This is a genomic window from Streptomyces sp. NPDC006610 (assembly GCF_040611575.1).
Classification (GTDB): domain Bacteria; phylum Actinomycetota; class Actinomycetes; order Streptomycetales; family Streptomycetaceae; genus Streptomyces.
The window spans coordinates 77,347-96,009 of record NZ_JBEXOP010000011.1; the positions used below are offsets into that span (position 1 = coordinate 77,347).

Genomic DNA, 18,663 nt, shown 5'->3' on the forward strand with positions numbered 1-18,663 from the left:
GCCGAGCGGGGGAGGAGCGGCGCACAGCGATGGGTGAGGTCTTCGCCGGACGGTACGAACTGGTCGACCCGATCGGGCGCGGAGGGGTCGGCGCGGTCTGGCGCGCCTGGGACCACCGGCGCCGCCGCTACGTGGCCGCCAAGGTCCTCCAGCAGAGCGACGCGCACTCGCTGCTGCGGTTCGTCCGCGAGCAGGCCCTGCGGATCGACCACCCGCATGTCCTGGCGCCCGCCAGCTGGGCCGCCGACGACGACAAGGTCCTGTTCACCATGGACCTGGTCGCCGGGGGCTCACTGGTCCACCTCGTCAACGACTACGGCCCCCTGCCGTCCGCCTTCGTCTGCACGCTGCTCGACCAGCTGCTGTCCGGGCTGGCGGCCGTGCACGCCGAGGGCGTCGTCCACCGGGACATCAAGCCCGCCAACGTCCTCCTGGAGGCCACCGGCACCGGCCGGCCCCGGCTGCGCCTGTCCGACTTCGGCATCGCCATGCGGTTCGGCGAGCCGCGGCTGACCGAGACCAACCTCGTCGTGGGCACGCCCGGTTATCTCGCGCCCGAGCAGATGATGGGCGCCGAACCCGACTTCCCCGCCGACCTGTTCGCCGTGGGCCTGGTCGCGCTGTATCTGCTGGAGGGCGCGAAACCCGACGCCAAGGCGATCATCCAGTACTTCGCGGAGCACGGGACGCCCGGCGCTCCCCAGGGCATCCCCGAGCCCCTGTGGCAGGTCGTGGCGACCCTGCTGCAGCCCGACCCCGAGGCGCGGTTCCGCACGGCCACGGGGGCGCGCAAGGCCCTCGCCGCGGCCGTGGAGCTGCTGCCCGAGCCGGGGCCCGAGGACGACGACCGGATCGAGATCTTCGACCAGATCGGTCCGCTGCCTCCCGGGTTCGGTCCGCGGGGGCCGGAGCTGATCTCGGGCGCGGTGCGGGCGGAGGCCGCCGGGGCGTCGCGCGGGGACGGGCAGGGGGGTACGAGGACGGGCGGCGGTGCCGGGACGGGTGCGGGTGCCGGCGCCGGTGTTGCTGGCGGTGCGGGCACTGGTGCGGGTGGCGGTGCGGGCACTGGTGCGGGTGCCGGCGCCGGTGCGGGCGCTGGTGGCGGCACGGGAGCCCAGGCGGCGGGCACGTCCCGTGCGCCGGCGATGTCGGACACGGGCAGCTTCCCCTTACCGCCTCCGCAGCCGGCGTTCACCCCGCCCGGCGCCCGGGACCAGCGGCCCACGCCGTCTCCGGCGCCCGCCCCCGCGTTCGGCCATGAGCCGACGTACGCCCCGCCGCCGTACCCCCCTCGGCTCCCGGCACCTCCGGCCCCGGTCCCGACCTCCGCACCCGCGCCGCCCCCGGCGCCGGCGTCCCGGCGCGCCGGCACGTCCACGGCCTCGTCCACAGCGTCGTACACCGCCCAGGACCCGCAGCCCCCCGCGACCGCCCGCCCGTCCCGGCACCGCCGCCGCGCCGCCCGACGCACCGGCCCGCCCGCCAAGGTCACGGTCCCGCTCCTCCTGCTGGCCCTGGCCTGCTACGCCGTGGGCTTCTGGGCGCTGACGCGCGTATGACGAGGGACGTGGGAGGGCGGCCCCGCCCCTACCGCGGAACCGCGCCCTTCCTCCGCGCGACGGCCGTCCACACCCCGAGCCCGGCGAGGATCACGGTCCCGCCTCCGATGCCGCCCACGGCGAGCATCCGCATCACCCCGTCGTCGCCCCCGGCCGCGCCCCGGACCGCCGTCCCCCCGTCGTCGCCGCTCCCCGCGGTTCCGAACGGTCCGCCGTCCTCCGCGGCCTCGAACACCCCCTCGGGCACGGACTCCCCCGCGTACTCCGGTCCCGCCTCGGCCTCCCCCGTGACCCGCACGCGCAGCGTCACGGCGAAGGGCCCCTGTCCGAACGTCCCGGCCACCTGCCCGGCGAGGTGCACGGCCAGGTAGTAGGAGCCGGCGAACCGCGTCCCGGACACGCGCCCGGTGAAGGAGCGGCGGTTGTCGTGGGCGACCGGCGGCAGGGGAGCGGGGGCGGCCGAGCGCGGCCTGCCGCCGTAGCCGACGCTCACGTCCTCGACGTATCCGCGCACGGGGTTGTAGACGGCGAGTTCCAGGGCTCCGACGACGTATCCCGAGCCCTCGCCGCCACCGCCGAGTTCGGCCGTGGCGTACAGCTGCCGGCCCCAGTCGACCGGCACCTCGTAGAAGAGGGTCTGTCCGGGGCGCAGGTCGGCGGTCCAGACGCCGTCGCCGATGCGGGCGGCGGAGGAGAAGCCGGTGCCGCCGGGTCGCCGTCGCGGGCTGTCGGTGGGCGGCCGGGGCGTGGCCGAGTCCCAGTCGTCGGGCGGGGGCGTGGAGCCGGCCCGGGCTGAGGCGAGGGGCGGCTCCTCGGTCACGGCGAGTTCGAGGTCCCAGGCGTCGGGTGCGGGGGCGTTCGCGCCGACGCGCTCGACGACGACGTAGTGGACGCCCGGCGCCCGGCACCGCCTGGTCCCGGCCTCGCGCGCGGCCCACGCGGCGATCGGGTGGGGGCTTCGGCCGCTGCCGAACGTCGTGCTGCCGGAGTCGCACAGCCCGCCCTCGGCGTCCCGCACGGTCACCTTGATCCCCTCGACGGCGGCGACGGCGGCGTCCGGCGCGGGCACGGCGGTGGCCGAGACGTAGGCGCTGGAGTCGGCGCCGAGGTCGAGGCGGTAGTACGCGGCGCCGCCGGCCGGAAGGCTGCTGCGGTACGGCGTGCCGGGCTCCAGCGGGGCGGCGTCCGCGGTGCCGGCGCCCGCCTCGACGGTCCGGGCGTCCTCGGCGAAGCCGTACGCACCGGGCGCCTCGTCGGCGGCGGCGGGCGGCGCGGCCGACGCCGAGCACATCACCGCCCCCACCGCAACCGCACGCACGACGCCCGCCCACCGCCTCATCACGCGCCACCCCTGCAAGTCCCGGCGTTCCGCTGCCCGTGCCCGCGCCCATCCTGCCCCGCCGCCCGCCCCCGTCAACAGCGCGTCCCCGCCCGTCCCGCGCCGCGCGGCCCCGGACACACGAAACCCCGACCGCGAGGGGCGGCCGGGGCCTGTCGCGCCCGGTGCGGGACCGGGCGTCACCACCGGGTGTCAGTGGATCGGTGGCTGTCTGTGGATGTCAGGACTCACGAACCCGTGGGCACGGAGTCGGTCGCCTCCGTCCACAGATCCTGCTCGGCGCGATCCGCCTGGATCTGGCGGTACACGAGGAGCCCGCCGATGGCGGCCAGTGCGACCAGGAGGAGCTTCTTCACCGCGCGACCTCGTCTTTCCTTGACGTTGGGGACCTCTGCCGCCCGACTATACACACCGACCGATACCGATCGGTGACCTGCGCCGGGCCCTCAACTCACCATCCAGGCAGCCCAGAAGGTCCGCAATCCGCCCCGCCCCCTCTCCTCCGGTTCACCCCTCCTCTCGCCTTTTGTGCCTTTTTCTCCCTCTTGCGGCCATCCGAGTGGTGTTCATCGGAACATCGACGCGCCATGGGCGTCGGTCCACCACTTCGCGAGCCGCATACACATCATGAGGAAAGTACGCAAATCGCCCAACCCGAAAGTGAGGGGCCATGGCCCGGAACACGGTCATGAAGCTGTGGAACGTCCTCGTCACCGCCTTCCTCGCGCTGTTCACGGCGCTCGGACTCGTCACGACGACGGCCGCCGCGGCGGTACCGCAGACCGAGACGACGCGCAACAGCGCCGGGGAACGCACCGCACCCGCGACGGCGCCGACGACGTTGTCCCCCTGGTCCTGGTCCCACGCCAGGTCACTGCCCCCCACGATGAAGCAGCGCATCCACGCGGAAGCCCACGGAAAGTCCCCCAGCTGCCGCCACCTCCCCCTGGACGACGCGGAGCCGGCACCCGCCGAGTGCTCGCCGGCGACCTCCGCCCCGTCGGCGCCGGTCGCCGAGGCCCCGCTCCAGCGCTGAGGGCCCCGGGCCCTGCGGTCGGCAACGCACGTTACGGCGAATGCGAAGTCGCGTACGCCGCCATACCCCTCCAGCAGCACCGACGCACCGACCGAAGGCGGGCGCCTCCCTCTGGGAACGCGTCCGCCTTGCCATGCCCACCGCGGCTCCCGCGCGGCCATGATCTCCGTCTCGTACCGGTCGATGTCCTGCTCGGCGGTGCGGCCGGTGTGCCGGGCGACGTCGTCGACGGCCGCGACGGCCCAGTTCGCCGGCGACAGCGCGAAGGCCATCAGGCCGTCGTCACCATGGGCGCGCTCGACCCCCAGCAGGCAGGCCGTGTTCAGGTAGGGCGCGAGGTGGGGCTCGGAGATCTGGTTCGTGCTCGTCCTGAGCATCGCGATCGTGGTCCGCGTCGCCCCCTCCCGAGCGTCGGTTAGCGCTCCCCCCGAGCGCCGTGCCGCTGTACGCAGCCATGGACGCCAAAGACCCCCAGCCGGTACCGGCTGGGGGTCTTTACGCTGGTGGGGCTAACAGGATTTGAACCTGTGGCCTCATCCTTATCAGGTCGATCACATTGGCACTGCAACGCCCATCAACCAGTCCTGCGCCTCGGTCGATCGTCCACCATGGTCCGCCCCCAATCGCGGCTGTTCGCCCCTGTTGGTGTCAGGCGTTGGTGTCAGAAACCTAGGCGCCCTTGACAGATCAGCTAGAGGGGGGCTCAGGCTCCACGGTTCCAACCCCGGTCAGTCGACGAAGCTCTTGGCCGGCCCACTCAAGTCCGCTAGCAAGCAACGCCATCTCCATGTCGCCCCCGGCCTTGACGATAAGGCGTTCCTTGTTGCCCGACTCATCTCCTAGGTCCATCATCGCGAGGTTTGTCAGCACGATTTCGACCCAACCACCGTTCCCTGCGTCTCCTCCTTGAGGGCCGTTGGTCGACACCTCGACCCCGAGGATGGCTCCGTGGTGGAATTCAGCACCCGTACGCCGCACTTCACTCATAATTTCAATGTAACCACAAAGCGGACATCATAGAGTGGCCTGCCCCATCACCTCAACCCATCACCCTCCCCAGCTCCCATCCCGTCCGCCGTCGACCCACACACCGTGGAGCGGGCGTGGTCCATGGCGTCCAGGTGGAGCGCGCCACTGTACGAACGACCTGGACGCCATGGGCCGCGTCTGCTCGGCTTTGCCTGGGTCGACGGTGGACGGGATGGGAGCTCCCCGCGCACGCCACCTACGGGCCCGCGGTCGGCGACGGCGCCCCCTCCATCCCGGTGCCGGCCGATCCCCCGCCGGAGGCATCGTCTCTGACCGTGCGCTGCGCTTTGCGGTGATCGCTTCATGGCCTCGGCCCTATCCACGTGTGGGCGCGCGTCGGCGCAGCGCGGGCGGAGCGGGCCGAAGGCAGGAGCGTCGCCCGCGGCGGAGCCGGGAAGCGCGCCCGGCGGAGCGGAGCGCAGCCGGGGCTTGATGAGGTAGAGAAACCTGTAACAGCTCTCGTTTCGCTGGTCAGGTCGAAGATGTCGCGGCGGTCGTGAGTCGGCTCGTGTACCCGGCTTGGCACAGGCGCTCGTATGCCTCGGCTACGTCGCCGGGTACTGGCTGGCGGATCATGAATCCCTGATCCGGATAGATCATCAGCCGTTGCAGGGCGCCGACAAGCATGTCGATCACCAAGCGGGCGTCGCCGATGGAGTCGACGTACTCGGCGAGGGTCATGGGCGTGGAAGCGCTGACGACTTCGACCTCAGGCCAAAGCTTGCGTGCCGTGGCGTACGCGCGCCGCTCCTCGTACGGCTTGCTGATCAGCAGTACAGAGGAGACTGCCACCCCCTCCCCCTCCAACAGTTGCCGGGAGAAGCGGATGTTCTCCCCGGTGTTCCGGGCGTGCGGCTCCACGAGAATGGCCGTGCTGGGAACCTCCAGCTTCAATGCCCGCTCGCGGTAGTGGACGGCTTCGCCGCGAGGCATTCGCTCCCGTGTCGTCGGGCTCGTGGCTCCGGTGAAAACGAGCAGAGGGGCCATGCCGCGCTTGTACAGGTCCACGGCGGTGTCAGCCACTCCCAGGTCGTGACTGCCGAGTCCGATGGCCACCGAGCACGGCCGAGGCGCATGGCCCATCTGGTGGTAGTCCCATACGCGCCGGGCGTCGGCCCAATCCTGCGTCGAGATCACTGCTGTCCTTCTCCGTCCCTTGCCGAGTCGGGCACCTTGAAGTCGTACTCCCACGCGAAGCGTGATGCCGCGTGCACCCCGATGGCGAACTCCACGACGGTGCCGTCCGCCGTGTAGGTCGTCCGATGCAGTTCGACCACCGGTTCGCCCGGCGGCAACTGGAGTTGCTTCACCTCGTCCGGTGTGGCGGCGCGAGCGAACAACTGCTCCTTCATGTGGTCGATCTCGTAACCCGCGTCGTACAGCACGCGGAATCCGCCGCCTCGGCCGGCGGGGCCCGGGGTGGGATCGACCAGTCGCGTCCCTTCCACGTGCTCGGGCCGGTAGTAGCTGGTCAGCGTGTGTGTCGGTTGGTCGCCTTCTTTGACCAGGCGGGCGCGTGCGTAGACCTCCGCGCCTTCCGGCAGCCCGTGTGCGGCTGCGACCTCCGGCGGTGCCACGACACGGCTCACCGTCTGGGTCTGCTCGTTCCGGCGGTAGGTGCGGCCCGATGCCACGCGGTCCGCGATGAACGCGACCTCGTCGCCGTCTCGCCACTTGGCCTTGTCGTAGCGGGCAATGCCCAAGCGCTTGAGGGGGACCTGCTGGCGCACGACAGTGCCGTGGCCGCGTGAAGAGGTGACCAGACCCTCGGCCTCCAGTGCTTTGTAGGCGGCGTGCACGGTTGCCTTGGAGCCTTCGCCGGCGTCGACGAGTTCTCGGATGTGAGGCAAACGCTGGCCAGGGGCGTAGTCACCCCTTCTGATCTGCTCGGCCAGCTTGTCCGCCAGCTCCCGCCACTTGGACGCCATCTCGAACCCCTCTCAACGAGGTCTAGTGAAACATAGTCCTAGGACTGTTGACAGTCCTAGGACTGCGGTGCACTATCTCTACCAGCGGCTCGCAGTCCTAGGACAGCGAGCGTCATGCAGTCCGGTTTGGGCTGCCACGTCTTCAACGCTGGGAGAACTGATGCCGTCCTTCAAGATCGACACTTCGACCGCTGTGGTGTTCGTGGCGACCGCGCCGGTACCGAAGCTGGCCAACGCCAAGACCGGGGAGCGGGCGATGGACCGGGAGACCGGGGCTCCGCTGTCGACGGTGGGCCTGCTGGTCTCGGACGAGGGGGAGGGGAACCTCTACCAGGTGACCATCCCGGAGACGGGCCTGCCGGAAGGGCTCCAGCCGGGCATGCCGGTGCGAGTCGTCGGGCTCAAGGCGCGGGACTGGGAGAACGAGTTCAACGGCCAGAAGCGGCACGGGATCTCCTTCCGCGCGGTCGCGATCACCCCGGCGGCCTGACCATGAGCGACTGGACGTTGTGGCTGGAGGCCACGGGGGCGTTAGCGGGGGCCGGCGGTGTCGGCTACGCCAAGGCTCGGGCTCCGCGCGTGTACTGGTCGACGGTGGGTCTGCCGCTGACGTGGGGCCGCTTCGCCTGGTCCTACCGGTCCACGATGGAGGTGTGCGGGCTGACCGTGCAGCCGACGAGGCTGCGGGCGTTCATGACCCGCAACCTGGCCCGGCGTGAGGTCCGGCCCGTCGCGCCGAAGGTCCGCCGCATCCGCCCGACCTCGACGGGCCTGCGGGTGACGCTGCGGCTGCCGGCCGGTCTGGAGCCGGTCGACGTGGCGGCGTCCTCGGAGCGGCTGCGGCACGCCTTCGGGGTGCAGTCGGTGACCGTGGCGGAGACCAAGCCGGGCTATGTCGAGCTGCGGATGACGGGCTACGACGTGCTGCGCCGGGTGCGTCTGCCGCGCAAGGCCCGGCCGCGTGACCTGGTGGTGCCGGTGGCGCTGCGGGAGGACGGCACGGTCTTCGAGCGGGACTACCGCAAGATGCCGCACGCCCTGACCCTGGGGGCGAACTCGTCGGGGAAGTCCATGTACCAGCGCAACCTGGTGATGGGCCTGGCGAAGCTCCCGGTCGGCCTGGTGGGGATCGACTGCAAGCGCGGTGTCGAGCACAGCCGGTACCTGCCCCGCCTGTCGGCGCTGGCCACCGATCCGGACATGGCCGGCCGTCTGATAGACGCGCTGGTGCTGGAGATGAGCGAACGGTTCGATCTCCTCGCCCTGCACGGGGTCTCCGACCTGTGGGACCTGCCCGAGAAGCTGCGGCCGGTGCCGCTGGTCGTCCTGGTCGACGAGGTGGCGGAGCTGTTCTTCGTCACCTCCAAGAAGGACGAAGCGGCGCGGGACCGGACCGTCATGCAGCTCGTGCGGCTGGGGCAGATGGCCCGCGCGGTCGGGATCTACCTGGAGGTGTGCGGACAGCGCTTCGGCTCCGACCTCGGCCGCGGTGCGACCGCGCTGCGGGCTCAGCTCACCGGCCGTGTGGTGCACCGCGTCAACGACAAGCAGACCGCCGAGATGGGCCTGGGCGACATCGCCCCTGAGGCGGTGATGTCCGCGACCTCCATCCGGGTGGACCGTCCCGGTGTCGCGGTGGCCGGTGACACCTCCGGTGGCTGGTCGCGCATCCGCACCCCGGAGACCACGCCGGCGCAAGCGGCGGCCGTCTGCCGGGAGTACGCCCACCTGACCCCGGACCTGCCCTTCCTGGCCTCGTTCCGCCCGCCCGTGGCGGTCCCGCCGATGCCCACCACACCGCCGTCCGTCCCGCAGTCCTGACCACTGAGGGGAGGTGAGGACGTGTTCCGCTCGATCCGCATCGATGCCGTGCTCATCCAGGCCGTGATCGCCGGTGCCCTGTCCTTCGCCCACCTGCACGACCTCGCCGAAGCGGCCGGACAGTCCGGCTGGAAGGCGTGGGCCTACCCGGTCTCCGTAGACCTGCTGCTGGTAGCGGCCTGGCGTCGACTGCGCGGCGCCCGACGGGACCGCTCGGCCTGGACCTGGTTCGTCATCGCCCTGGTCGCCTCCCTCGGCGCGAACGTCGCGACCGCCGGACTCCTCGACCTGGCCAACGTTCCGGCCTGGCTGCGCATCCTCGTCGCGGGCTGGCCCGCGCTGGCCTTCCTCGGCGGAACCCTCCTCGTCCACCAGCCCACCGAACTCGCACCGTCACCCGCGCCCGCGGCTTCTGCCGATCCCGCGCCGGTCATCGACCGCCCCAACGTGGCGGACGAGGGACCGGAGATCGCCCCGGCCGAACCGGTCCCGGCTCTGCCGGAAGCCCCGGCCCCGGCCCCGGTGGTGCCCCCGGCTCTGGTCGACCACGCACGCAAGGTCGCCACCGAGCACCGCACCCGCACCGGGACCGACATCGACACCGCCACCCTGCGCGCTCGCCTCGGCATCCCGGAAGACCTCGCCGGCGCGATCGTCGCCCAACTCGCCTGAAAGGAGGTGACCAGGTGCGCCCGAACCGCTTCTACGACGTGATCCGCATCGGACCCGTGAGGGTCGGCACGTTCAACAACGGACGTGGCCAGACCCGTCACACCGCCGCCTGCACCGCCCCAGAGTGCGGCTTCTCCACCGAACACCGCGACCGCTCGGCGGCCGAACTCGCCGCCCGCACCCACCGCTGCATCTGAGAGGAGGGCACCGCCATGCAGCTCCCTGAGGACCAGCTCCGCGCCGGACACATCCCCGCTGACGTCTACCGGCGGCTCCCGCCCGGCACCGATGTGCGACGTGTCGTGATCGTGCAGGAAGCACCCCGCTCCTACACCGGGCCGATCGTGCTGACGCTCGTCGTCGTCACCGGGTCGATCGCGGTGCTGCTGGTCATCGCCTTCGTCGCCCAGGTCGTGGCCGGTGCCGCCGTCGCGGTCCTGTCGGCCACCAGCGGACTCACCTACTCGATCAACCGCGCGGCCAAGCGCCGCGCTGTCAGCAAGTAACGCCCTCCGGGGCGGCCTCGGTCGCCAAACTTCCGCCGCCCCGGACGGCTCCACCCATCCAGATCCAACGGACCCGAAGGGGAAGCCTCATCATGCCCCAGCACGCCCAGAACACGCGTGTCTGCCGCGACTGCGACGGCTTCGCCACCGCCGCGATCACCACTGGAGTCCCCCGCCCGGACGGCTCTCGCGCCACTCTCCGCGTCACCTGCCCGACCTGCAAGGGCACTGGCACCGCCCGCCGTGTGCGCCCGTTGGGGGCGGTGATCAAGTGACCGACACCGCCACGATGGCGGGCCTGGACCCGGCCACCCTCGCCGACGTGCTGAGGCTGGCCGGGTCTCCCGGCTTCGACCGCATCCAAGACCAGATCCGCCGTACCGGCGGCTGCACCGACCCGATCCGCCTGACCGGCCTGACCGTCACCCGCGACGCAGCCACGGGACAGGTGCTGCACTCCTACTCCACCGACACCGAGCCCGGTGGGGTCCTGCGCGTCGCCTGCGGCAACCGCCGCGCCTCTCGCTGCCCGGCCTGCGCCTGGACGTACGCGGGCGACACCTACCACCTGATCCGCGCCGGTCTCGTCGGCGACCCCGCCAAGGGCACCCCGGAGACGATCCGCGACCACCCGCGGGTGTTCGCCACGCTGACCGCGCCGTCCTTCGGACCGGTCCACAACCGGCCCGGCAACCGGCCCTGCCGCTGCGGTACCTGGCACGCCGAGGACGCCCCCGAGCTGGGCACTCCGCTCGACCCGGACGCCTACGACTACGCGGGCGCGGTGCTGTGGAACAACCACGCCTCCGAGCTGTGGCGCTACTTCACGATCTACCTGCGCCGGGAGATCGCCAAGCGGGCCGGACTCACGCAGAAGGCCGCACGCGAGCAGTCGCGGGTGTCGTTCGGGAAGGTCGCCGAATACCAAAAGCGCGGGGCCGTGCACTTCCATGCCGTGATCCGCTTCGACGGCCCGGCCGGCCCCGACGACCCGCCCCCGGCGTGGGCCACCCTCGACCTGCTCACCGACGCCATCCATGCCGCTGCCGCCCGCGTGGAAGTCGACGTACCCCCGTCCGGGGACCAACCGGCCCGGACCCTGCGATGGGGCACACAGCTCGACGTACGCCCGATCCGCGCCTTCGGCGACGGCGAGGACATCACCGAGCAGGCGGTCGCCTCCTACGTCGCCAAGTACGCCACCAAAGCCGCCGAGACCACCGGCACCGTCGACCGCCGCATCGGCAACAAGGAAGCTCTCGGCCTGCTCGGCGTCCCCGACCACACGGCCCGGCTCATCGCCGCATGCCTCGACCTGCACCCGCTCTACCCGGACCGGAAGCTGCGCGACTGGGCCCACATGCTCGGCTTCCGCGGCCACTTCTCCACCAAGTCCCGCCACTACTCCACCACTCTCGGCGCTCTCCGCCAGGTCCGCGCCGACTACCGCGCCGCCCAGCAACGCGCCGCCCTCGGCCTGCCCGACCCCGACGACGAGGAGGCAACCACGCTCACCCTCGCCCACTGGGCCTACGCCGGCCACGGCCACACGCCCGGCGAATCCTGGCTCGCCGCCAACATCCGCCGCGACATCCAGCACAACCGTGAGATCGCACGCGAGGAACTACCCGCCCTGCTCGACCTGGAAGGAGCCGCAACATGACCACCGCCACCCCCGAGCTGCTGACCGTGCCCGAGGTCATGGCGCGGCTGAAGGTGGGCCGAACCAAGGTCTACGACCTGATCCGTACGCACCGCCTCGTGTCCATCAAGGTCGACGGATGCCGCCGTATCCCGGACCACGCGCTCCGCGACTTTATCGCCGGCCAGATCGGGGAGGCTGCCTGATGGCGAAGCGTCGGCCCAACGGCGGCGGCACGATCACGAAGCGGTCCGACGGCCGGTACCAGGGTGCCGCATACGTGACCGACACGGACGGCAACCGAGTGCGCAAGTACGTGTACGGCCGGACATGGGACGAAGCCAACGAGAAGCTCGGCAAGCTCCAGGACCAAGAGCGCAACGGCATCCCGGTGCCGTCCCGGGCCTGGACGCTCGGCGAGTGGCTGGCCTACTGGCTGGAGCACATCGTCGCCCCGGAGCGCGAGCACAACACGTACGTCAAGTACGAGTCCAAGGTGCGGCTCTACCTGGTGCCCCACCTCGGTAAGAAGCCGCTGGTCAAGCTCACCCCGGCACAGATCCGCGTCTTCATGGCCACGCTGACGCGGGAGAAGGTCGGCGCCTCGGCCCGCTTCGAGGTGCTCCGCGTCCTCCGTAACGCGCTCAACCGGGCCATGCGCGAGGAGCTGGTCACGCGCAACGTCGCGCTGCTGGTTGACATGCCCAAGGTGACCAAGGACAAGGGCACGGCGTGGAACGCGCGGGAAGCGATCGCGTTCCTTCGCTCGGTCCGCGCTCACCGCCTCTACGCGGCCTGCGTCCTGGTCCTGGTCCTCGGCCTCCGCCGCAGCGAGGTGCTCGGGCTGCGCTGGCAGGACATCGACTTCGAGGCCGGCCGCTTCGTCCCGGTCAAGCAGGTGCAGCGGGTCAAGGGCGTGGGCCTGGTCCTCAAGGACCTCAAGACGGAGTCCTCCCAGGCGGTGCTCCCGCTCCCGGAGTTCTGCGCCCGCGTCCTCAAGGAGCGCCGGGAGCTCCAGGAGCTGGAACGGAAGATCGCCGGTGAGCGCTGGGCGCAGGAGCAGGGCCAGGACCTGATCTTCTCCTCCGAGCACGGCGGAATGATCGACCCGGTGGGTTTCTCCCGCACCTTCGACCGGCTCGTCAAGCGGGCCGGTGTGCGCCGGATCACGGTCCGTCTCGCCCGGCACACCTGTGGGACCCTGCTCGCCTTCCTGAAGGTGCACCCGAAGGTCGCCCAGGCGATCCTCCGGCACAGCCAGATCAGCATGACCATGGACGTCTACACGCACGTGGTCGGCGACAGTGAGCGAGAAGCAGTCGGCATGCTCGCCGAACTTCTGGAAGATCCACTCATCGGCTGATGTCAGCCATGGATGTCAAAGACCCCCAGCCGGTACCGGCTGGGGGTCTTCTCGCTGGTGGGGCTAACAGGATTTGAACCTGTGGCCTCATCCTTATCAGGGATGCGCTCTAACCAACTGAGCTATAGCCCCGCCGCGCTCTGCGGTGTGTGTCCCGCGCGCTGACTCCTGAAGATTAGCGCACCACAGCGGCAGTCCCAAAATCGATAGTCGGGAGAGCGCAGGTCACTCGTCCTCGGCCAGGGTCAGCTCCACGCCGCCGACGAAGCCGGCGGAGAGGTTGTAGATGAACGCGCCGAGCGTCGCCAGGGCCGTCGCCAGGACGACGTCGATGACGGCGATGATCGTCGTGAACATCAGGACGTTCGGGAGCGACAGGAAGGCCTGCAGGTCGAAGCCGTTCGACTCGTTGGAGCCGGTCGCCTCCGAGATGGTGCCGCCGACCGACGAGAAGACGCCCATCGCGTCCATGACCATCCACAGCACCGCCGACGCGACGATCGTGCAGATGCCCAGGGCGATGGAGAGCAGGAAGCTGACCTTCATCACCGACCACGGGTCGGCCTTGGCCACCCGCAGGCGCGCCTTGCGCACGCGCGGGGTGGTGCGTGCGCCGGTGCGAGGACGGCGTACGGCGCCCGCGGGCGTCTGGTAGGCCTGCGGCGGGTGGTAGGGCCCGGCGGGCTGCTGCGTGGGCCGCTCGCCGGGCAGCGGGGAGGCTCCCTGAGCGGCGGGGTCCGCTTCAGCCGCGTACTGCTGGGTCTGCGGGCCTCGGGTGTCCGTCACAGTTCCCCCCTGGGATCCATGCGTGTCGAAAGGGGTCGAGTGCGCGTCCGCTGCGTCGGTCGCGGCGGAGCCACGGCCGCCGCCCGTCTCCGAACCGGTCGTGGGACCGGTCGAGGTACCGGCAGATCCGGCGCCCGTGGCTCCGCTCACGCTGACTCACTCCTCGTGCTACTCGGAGGAGGGCGCCTCGCCCTCGTCCGTGCCGGTGGTCACGGCACCCTCGGCGGCCTCGTCGACGGCCACGTCGCCGTCGACCTCCTCCGCCTCGCGTCCCGCCTCGGCGTTACGTGCGATACCGACCACGGCATCGCGCTTGCCCAGATTGATCAGTTGGACGCCCATGGTGTCACGGCCCGTCTCCCTGACCTCGTTGACTCGCGTACGAATCACACCACCGGACAGCGTGATGGCGAGGATCTCGTCGGTCTCCTCGACCACCAGCGCGCCGACGAGCGATCCGCGGTCCTCGACGATCTTGGCGGCCTTGATGCCGAGGCCGCCGCGTCCCTGGACGCGGTACTCGTCGACGGGGGTCCGCTTCGCGTACCCGCCGTCTGTGGCAGTGAAGACGAACGTACCGGGTCGGACGACATTCATCGAGAGCAGTTCGTCGCCCTCGCGGAAACTCATGCCCTTCACACCCGAGGTGGCACGGCCCATCGGGCGCAGCGCGTCGTCCGTCGCGGTGAACCTGATCGACTGCGCCTTCTTGCTGATCAGCAGAAGATCGTCCTCGGACGAGACGAGTTCGGCGCCGATCAGTTCGTCGTCGGAGCCGTCCTCCCGCTCGCGCAGATTGATCGCGATGACGCCGCCCGAGCGCGGGGAGTCGTAGTCCTTCAGCGGCGTCTTCTTCACCAGGCCCGCCTTCGTGGCCAGCACCAGGTACGGCGCCGCCTCGTAGTCGCGGATGGCGAGGATCTCGGCGATCGCCTCGTCGGGCTGGAAGGCCAGCAGGTTGGCGACGTGCTGGCCGCGCGCGTCCCGGCCGGCGTCGGGCAGCTCGTAGGCCTTGGCGCGGTAGACGCGGCCCTTGTTGGTGAAGAAGAGCAGCCAGTGGTGGGTGGTGGAGACGAAGAAGTGGTCGACGATGTCGTCTTCCTTCAGCTTCGCGCCCCGCACGCCCTTGCCGCCGCGCTTCTGCGCCCGGTAGTCGACCGTCTTGGTGCGCTTGACGTAGCCGCCGCGCGTGACGGTGACGACGATGTCCTCCTCGGCGATGAGGTCCTCGATGGACATGTCGCCGTCGTAGGGGATCAGCTGGGTCTTGCGCTCGTCGCCGTACTTCTCGACGATCGCGGCCAGCTCCGCGCTGACGATGCCGCGCTGGCGGACCGGCGAGGCGAGGATCTCGTTGTACTCGTTGATCTTCGCCTGGAGCTCGTCGTGCTCCTGGACGATCTTCTGGCGCTCCAGGGCGGCGAGCCGGCGCAGCTGCATCTCGAGGATGGCGTTGGCCTGGATCTCGTCGATCTCCAGCAGCTCCATCAGGCCCGTGCGCGCGATGTCGACGGTGTCGCTGCGCCGGATCAGCGCGATGACCTCGTCGATGGCGTCCAGAGCCTTCAGCAGGCCGCGCAGGATGTGCGCCCGCTCCTCGGCCTTGCGCAGCCTGAAGCGCGTACGGCGGACGACGACCTCGATCTGGTGGGTCACCCAGTGGCGGATGAACGCGTCGAGGGAGAGGGTGCGCGGGACGCCGTCGACCAGGGCCAGCATGTTGGCGCCGAAGTTGGTCTGCAGGTCCGTGTGCTTGTAGAGGTTGTTCAGCACCACCTTGGCGACCGCGTCCCGCTTGAGCACGATGACCAGGCGCTGTCCGGTGCGCGAGGACGTCTCGTCGCGGACGTCGGCGATGCCGCCGACCTTGCCGTCCTTCACCAGGTCGGCGATCTTCTGCGCGAGGTTGTCGGGGTTGACCTGGTAGGGCAGCTCCGTGACCACCAGGCACTGGCGGTTCTGGATCTCCTCGACCTGGACGACCGCACGCATCGTGATGGAGCCGCGGCCGGTGCGGTACGCCTCCTCGATGCCCTTGCGGCCCACCACCAGCGCGCCGGTGGGGAAGTCGGGGCCCTTGATGCGCTCGATGAGGGCGTCGAGCAGTTCCTCGTGCGAGGCCTCGGGGTTCTGCAGGTACCACTGCGCGCCCTCGGCGACCTCGACCAGGTTGTGCGGCGGGATGTTGGTCGCCATGCCGACCGCGATGCCGGCCGAGCCGTTGATCAGCAGGTTCGGGAAGCGGGACGGCAGGACGGTCGGCTCCTTGGAGCGGCCGTCGTAGTTGTCCGTGAAGTCGACGGTCTCCTCGTCGATGTCGCGGACCATCTCCATCGACAGCGGCGCCATCTTGCACTCGGTGTAGCGCATGGCCGCCGCCGGGTCGTTGCCCGGCGAGCCGAAGTTGCCGTTGGAGTCGACGAGCGGCATGCGCATCGCCCAGGGCTGGGCGAGGCGGACCAGCGCGTCGTAGATGGAGCTGTCGCCGTGGGGGTGGTAGTTGCCCATGACGTCGCCGACCACGCGGGCGCACTTGTAGAAGCCGCGCTCGGGGCGGTAGCCGCCGTCGTACATGGCGTACAGCACCCGGCGGTGGACGGGCTTGAGACCGTCCCGCACGTCGGGCAGCGCGCGCGAGACGATGACGGACATCGCGTAGTCGAGGTACGAGCGCTGCATCTCGGTCTCGAGCCCGACGGGCTCGATGCGCATCGCGATGTCGCCGCCCTGTTCAGGGGTGACGGGAGTGTTCTCGTCGGCCATTGCTGGTGAAGATCCTTCCTGGTGCGGTCAGCTGAGACCGACTCAGATGTCGAGGAAGCGGACGTCCTTGGCGTTGCGCTGGATGAACTGGCGCCGGGCCTCCACGTCCTCGCCCATCAGGACCGAGAACAGCTCGTCGGCCTGGGCGGCGTCGTCGAGGGTGACCTGGCCGAGGACGCGGTGCTCCTGGTCCATGGTCGTCACGCGCAGCTCCTCGGCGTTCATCTCGCCGAGACCCTTGAAGCGCTGGATGGAGTCCTCGCGGATGCGCTTGCCGCGCTGGCGGCCCATCTCGATCAGCGCGTCGCGCTCGCGGTCCGAGTACGCGTACTCCACGTCCTCGCGGCCCCACTTGATCTTGTACAGCGGGGGACGGGACAGGAACACGTGGCCCGCCTCGACCAGGGGCCGCATGAAGCGGAACAGGAACGTCAGCAGGAGGGTGTTGATGTGCTGGCCGTCGACGTCGGCGTCCGCCATCAGGATGATCTTGTGATAGCGGAGCTTCTCGATGTCGAAGTCCTCGTGGACCCCGGTGCCGAAGGCGGAGATCAGCGCCTGGATCTCCTGGTTCTGCAGGATCTTGTCGATCCGCGCCTTCTCCACGTTCAGGATCTTGCCGCGGATCGGGAGGATCGCCTGGTACTCCGGGTTGCGGCCGGACTTGGCCGAGCCACCGGCGGAGTCGCCCTCGACGATGAAGATCTCGCACTTGACGGGGTCGTTCGACTGGCAGTCGGACAGCTTGCCCGGCAGCGACGCCGACTCCAGCAGGCCCTTGCGGCGGGTGAGGTCGCGGGCCTTGCGGGCCGCCACGCGCGCGGTGGCCGCCTGGATGCCCTTGCGGACGATGTCGGCCGCTTCGTTCGGGTTGCGGTCCAGCCAGTCGTTGAGGTGTTCGTAGACAGCCTTCTGCACGAAGGTCTTCGCCTCGGTGTTGCCCAGCTTGGTCTTGGTCTGGCCCTCGAACTGGGGCTCGCTGAGCTTGACCGAGATGATCGCGGTCAGACCTTCGCGGATGTCGTCGCCCGTGAGGTTGTCGTCCTTCTCACGGAGCAGCTTCTTGTCGCGCGCGTACTTGTTGATCAGGTTGGTCAGCGCCGCGCGGAAGCCCTCTTCGTGGGTGCCGCCCTCGTGCGTGTGGATGATGTTGGCGAAGGAGTAGACGCCCTCGCTGTAGCCGCTGTTCCACTGCATCGCGACCTCGAGGGACAGGCTGCGGTCCTTGTCCTCCGCCTCCAGGTCGATGACCGTGGGGTGCACCACGTCTCCCTTGCGGGAGTTGAGGTACTTCACGAAGTCGACGATGCCGCCCTCGTAGTGGTACGTGACGGTCTTCGGCTCGTGCTTCTCGTCCGCCCCCGCCTCGTCCGCGCCTGCGGTGGCCTTGGCCGACTCCCGCTCGTCGGTGAGTCTGATGGTCAGTCCCTTGTTCAGGAACGCCATCTCCTGGAAGCGCCGCGAGAGCGTCTCGAAGGAGTACTCGGTGGTCTCGAAGATCTCGCCGTCGGCCCAGAAGGTGACCGAGGTGCCGGTCTCCTCGGTCGCCTCGTGCTTGGCCAGCGGGGCGGTCGGCACGCCCATCTTGTAGTCCTGCGTCCACCGGTGGCCGTCGGTCCTGACCTCGACGGAGACCCTGCTCGACAGCGCGTTCACGACCGAGACGCCGACACCGTGCAGACCACCGGAGACCGCGTAGCCGCCGCCGCCGAACTTGCCGCCCGCGTGCAGCACGGTCAGCACGACCTCGATGGCCGGCCTGCCCTCCGAGGGGACGATGCCGACCGGGATGCCACGACCGTTGTCGACCACGCGCACGCCGCCGTCGGCGAGGATCGTGACGTCGATCGTGTCCGCGTGGCCGGCCAGGGCCTCGTCGACGGAGTTGTCGACGACCTCGTACACGAGGTGGTGCAGGCCGCGCTCACCGGTGGAACCGATGTACATACCGGGTCGCTTGCGGACCGCGTCCAGACCCTCGAGGACGGTGATGGCGCTGGCGTCGTACGAGGCCGTGACCTCGCCGTTCGAGGTGTTGGCCGCGATGTTCGCGCCGGCGTCGGTGGACGGGATGTTCTCGTTGGGGTTGCCGGAATCGGCCACGAAGCGCCCTTTCTGGCACAGCACGAGCCGGGCTCCTAGAGCCCTCCCGGGGAGGGTTGCCGGAGCGGCTGCGGCATGTTGCGTTGGTAAGCCCTGATCAGCGTTGCTCAGCTTTT

At 70.3% G+C, this 18,663-nt stretch carries 19 protein-coding genes and 1 tRNA gene; 11 read left to right on the plus strand and 9 right to left on the minus strand.

The window, feature by feature from the left end:
- Window positions 1-29: 29 nt before the first annotated feature.
- Window positions 30-1,559: a serine/threonine-protein kinase gene (locus tag ABZY13_RS11620; protein ID WP_356629327.1), complete on the plus strand. Its 1,530-nt coding sequence runs from the start codon at window positions 30-32 to the stop codon at window positions 1,557-1,559.
- A 28-nt stretch (window positions 1,560-1,587) separates the two neighbouring features.
- Here the strand turns inward: ABZY13_RS11620 and ABZY13_RS11625 are convergent, their stop codons facing one another.
- A complete protein-coding gene (locus ABZY13_RS11625; protein WP_356629329.1) occupies window positions 1,588-2,877 on the minus strand; it encodes a hypothetical protein in 1,290 nt (429 codons plus the stop codon).
- Window positions 2,878-3,125: 248 nt separating this feature from the next.
- The gene (locus ABZY13_RS11630) at window positions 3,126-3,254 is read right to left on the minus strand and encodes a DLW-39 family protein (RefSeq protein WP_003999697.1); all 129 of its coding nucleotides are present in this window, start codon (window positions 3,252-3,254) and stop codon (window positions 3,126-3,128) included.
- A 314-nt stretch (window positions 3,255-3,568) separates the two neighbouring features.
- Here ABZY13_RS11630 and ABZY13_RS11635 point away from each other — a divergent pair, with 314 nt between their 5' ends.
- Complete coding sequence (locus ABZY13_RS11635) at window positions 3,569-3,934, plus strand: DUF6344 domain-containing protein (RefSeq protein ID WP_356629331.1); 366 nt, start codon at window positions 3,569-3,571, stop codon at window positions 3,932-3,934.
- A 687-nt stretch (window positions 3,935-4,621) separates the two neighbouring features.
- On the opposite strand, the gene ABZY13_RS11640 is transcribed toward ABZY13_RS11635, so the two are convergent.
- The 3 genes from ABZY13_RS11640 to ABZY13_RS11650 form a co-directional block, all read right to left on the minus strand.
- A complete protein-coding gene (locus ABZY13_RS11640; RefSeq protein ID WP_356629333.1) occupies window positions 4,622-4,921 on the minus strand; it encodes a hypothetical protein in 300 nt (99 codons plus the stop codon).
- 513 nt (window positions 4,922-5,434) lie between these two features.
- Window positions 5,435-6,100: a YdcF family protein gene (locus ABZY13_RS11645; RefSeq protein WP_356629335.1), complete on the minus strand. Its 666-nt coding sequence runs from the start codon at window positions 6,098-6,100 to the stop codon at window positions 5,435-5,437.
- A complete protein-coding gene (locus ABZY13_RS11650; protein ID WP_031018266.1) occupies window positions 6,097-6,891 on the minus strand; it encodes a GntR family transcriptional regulator in 795 nt (264 codons plus the stop codon). Before ABZY13_RS11650 ends, ABZY13_RS11645 begins: the two co-directional genes overlap by 4 nt.
- A 160-nt stretch (window positions 6,892-7,051) precedes the next feature.
- On the opposite strand from ABZY13_RS11650, the gene ABZY13_RS11655 reads away from it, so the two are divergent.
- The 9 genes from ABZY13_RS11655 (at window position 7,052) to ABZY13_RS11695 (ending at window position 12,895) form a co-directional block, all read left to right on the plus strand.
- Complete coding sequence (locus ABZY13_RS11655; RefSeq protein WP_031018264.1) at window positions 7,052-7,381, plus strand: hypothetical protein; 330 nt, start codon at window positions 7,052-7,054, stop codon at window positions 7,379-7,381.
- A 2-nt stretch (window positions 7,382-7,383) separates the two neighbouring features.
- Window positions 7,384-8,712, plus strand: coding sequence for an FtsK/SpoIIIE domain-containing protein (locus tag ABZY13_RS11660; RefSeq protein ID WP_356629337.1), 1,329 nt, complete (start codon window positions 7,384-7,386; stop codon window positions 8,710-8,712).
- 21 nt (window positions 8,713-8,733) lie between these two features.
- The gene (locus ABZY13_RS11665) at window positions 8,734-9,384 is read left to right on the plus strand and encodes a DUF2637 domain-containing protein (RefSeq protein ID WP_356629339.1); all 651 of its coding nucleotides are present in this window, start codon (window positions 8,734-8,736) and stop codon (window positions 9,382-9,384) included.
- A gap of 14 nt (window positions 9,385-9,398) precedes the next feature.
- Window positions 9,399-9,581: a mobile element transfer protein gene (locus tag ABZY13_RS11670; RefSeq protein ID WP_356629341.1), complete on the plus strand. Its 183-nt coding sequence runs from the start codon at window positions 9,399-9,401 to the stop codon at window positions 9,579-9,581.
- Window positions 9,582-9,596: 15 nt separating this feature from the next.
- The gene (locus ABZY13_RS11675; protein WP_037640540.1) at window positions 9,597-9,890 is read left to right on the plus strand and encodes a hypothetical protein; all 294 of its coding nucleotides are present in this window, start codon (window positions 9,597-9,599) and stop codon (window positions 9,888-9,890) included.
- A gap of 92 nt (window positions 9,891-9,982) precedes the next feature.
- Window positions 9,983-10,165 (plus strand): hypothetical protein, encoded by a 183-nt coding sequence (locus ABZY13_RS11680; protein WP_189405601.1) that lies wholly within the window; start codon window positions 9,983-9,985, stop codon window positions 10,163-10,165.
- A complete protein-coding gene (gene repSA / locus ABZY13_RS11685) occupies window positions 10,162-11,553 on the plus strand; it encodes a replication initiator protein RepSA (protein ID WP_356629344.1) in 1,392 nt (463 codons plus the stop codon). Before ABZY13_RS11680 ends, repSA begins: the two co-directional genes overlap by 4 nt.
- Window positions 11,550-11,738: a helix-turn-helix domain-containing protein gene (locus ABZY13_RS11690; RefSeq protein WP_356629346.1), complete on the plus strand. Its 189-nt coding sequence runs from the start codon at window positions 11,550-11,552 to the stop codon at window positions 11,736-11,738. Before repSA ends, ABZY13_RS11690 begins: the two co-directional genes overlap by 4 nt.
- Window positions 11,738-12,895, plus strand: a complete 1,158-nt coding sequence (locus ABZY13_RS11695) for a tyrosine-type recombinase/integrase (RefSeq protein WP_356629348.1) — start codon at window positions 11,738-11,740, stop codon at window positions 12,893-12,895. Before ABZY13_RS11690 ends, ABZY13_RS11695 begins: the two co-directional genes overlap by 1 nt.
- A 55-nt stretch (window positions 12,896-12,950) precedes the next feature.
- Here the strand turns inward: ABZY13_RS11695 and ABZY13_RS11700 are convergent.
- The 4 genes from ABZY13_RS11700 to gyrB form a co-directional block, all read right to left on the minus strand.
- A tRNA-Ile gene (locus ABZY13_RS11700) sits at window positions 12,951-13,027 on the minus strand.
- A 93-nt stretch (window positions 13,028-13,120) separates the two neighbouring features.
- Window positions 13,121-13,831: a DUF3566 domain-containing protein gene (locus tag ABZY13_RS11705; protein ID WP_356629350.1), complete on the minus strand. Its 711-nt coding sequence runs from the start codon at window positions 13,829-13,831 to the stop codon at window positions 13,121-13,123.
- 18 nt (window positions 13,832-13,849) lie between these two features.
- Window positions 13,850-16,444 (minus strand): DNA gyrase subunit A, encoded by a 2,595-nt coding sequence (gene gyrA / locus ABZY13_RS11710; RefSeq protein ID WP_356629352.1) that lies wholly within the window; start codon window positions 16,442-16,444, stop codon window positions 13,850-13,852.
- Between the two features lie 42 nt (window positions 16,445-16,486).
- Complete coding sequence (gyrB, locus tag ABZY13_RS11715) at window positions 16,487-18,571, minus strand: DNA topoisomerase (ATP-hydrolyzing) subunit B (RefSeq protein ID WP_356629354.1); 2,085 nt, start codon at window positions 18,569-18,571, stop codon at window positions 16,487-16,489.
- Window positions 18,572-18,663 lie beyond the last annotated feature (92 nt).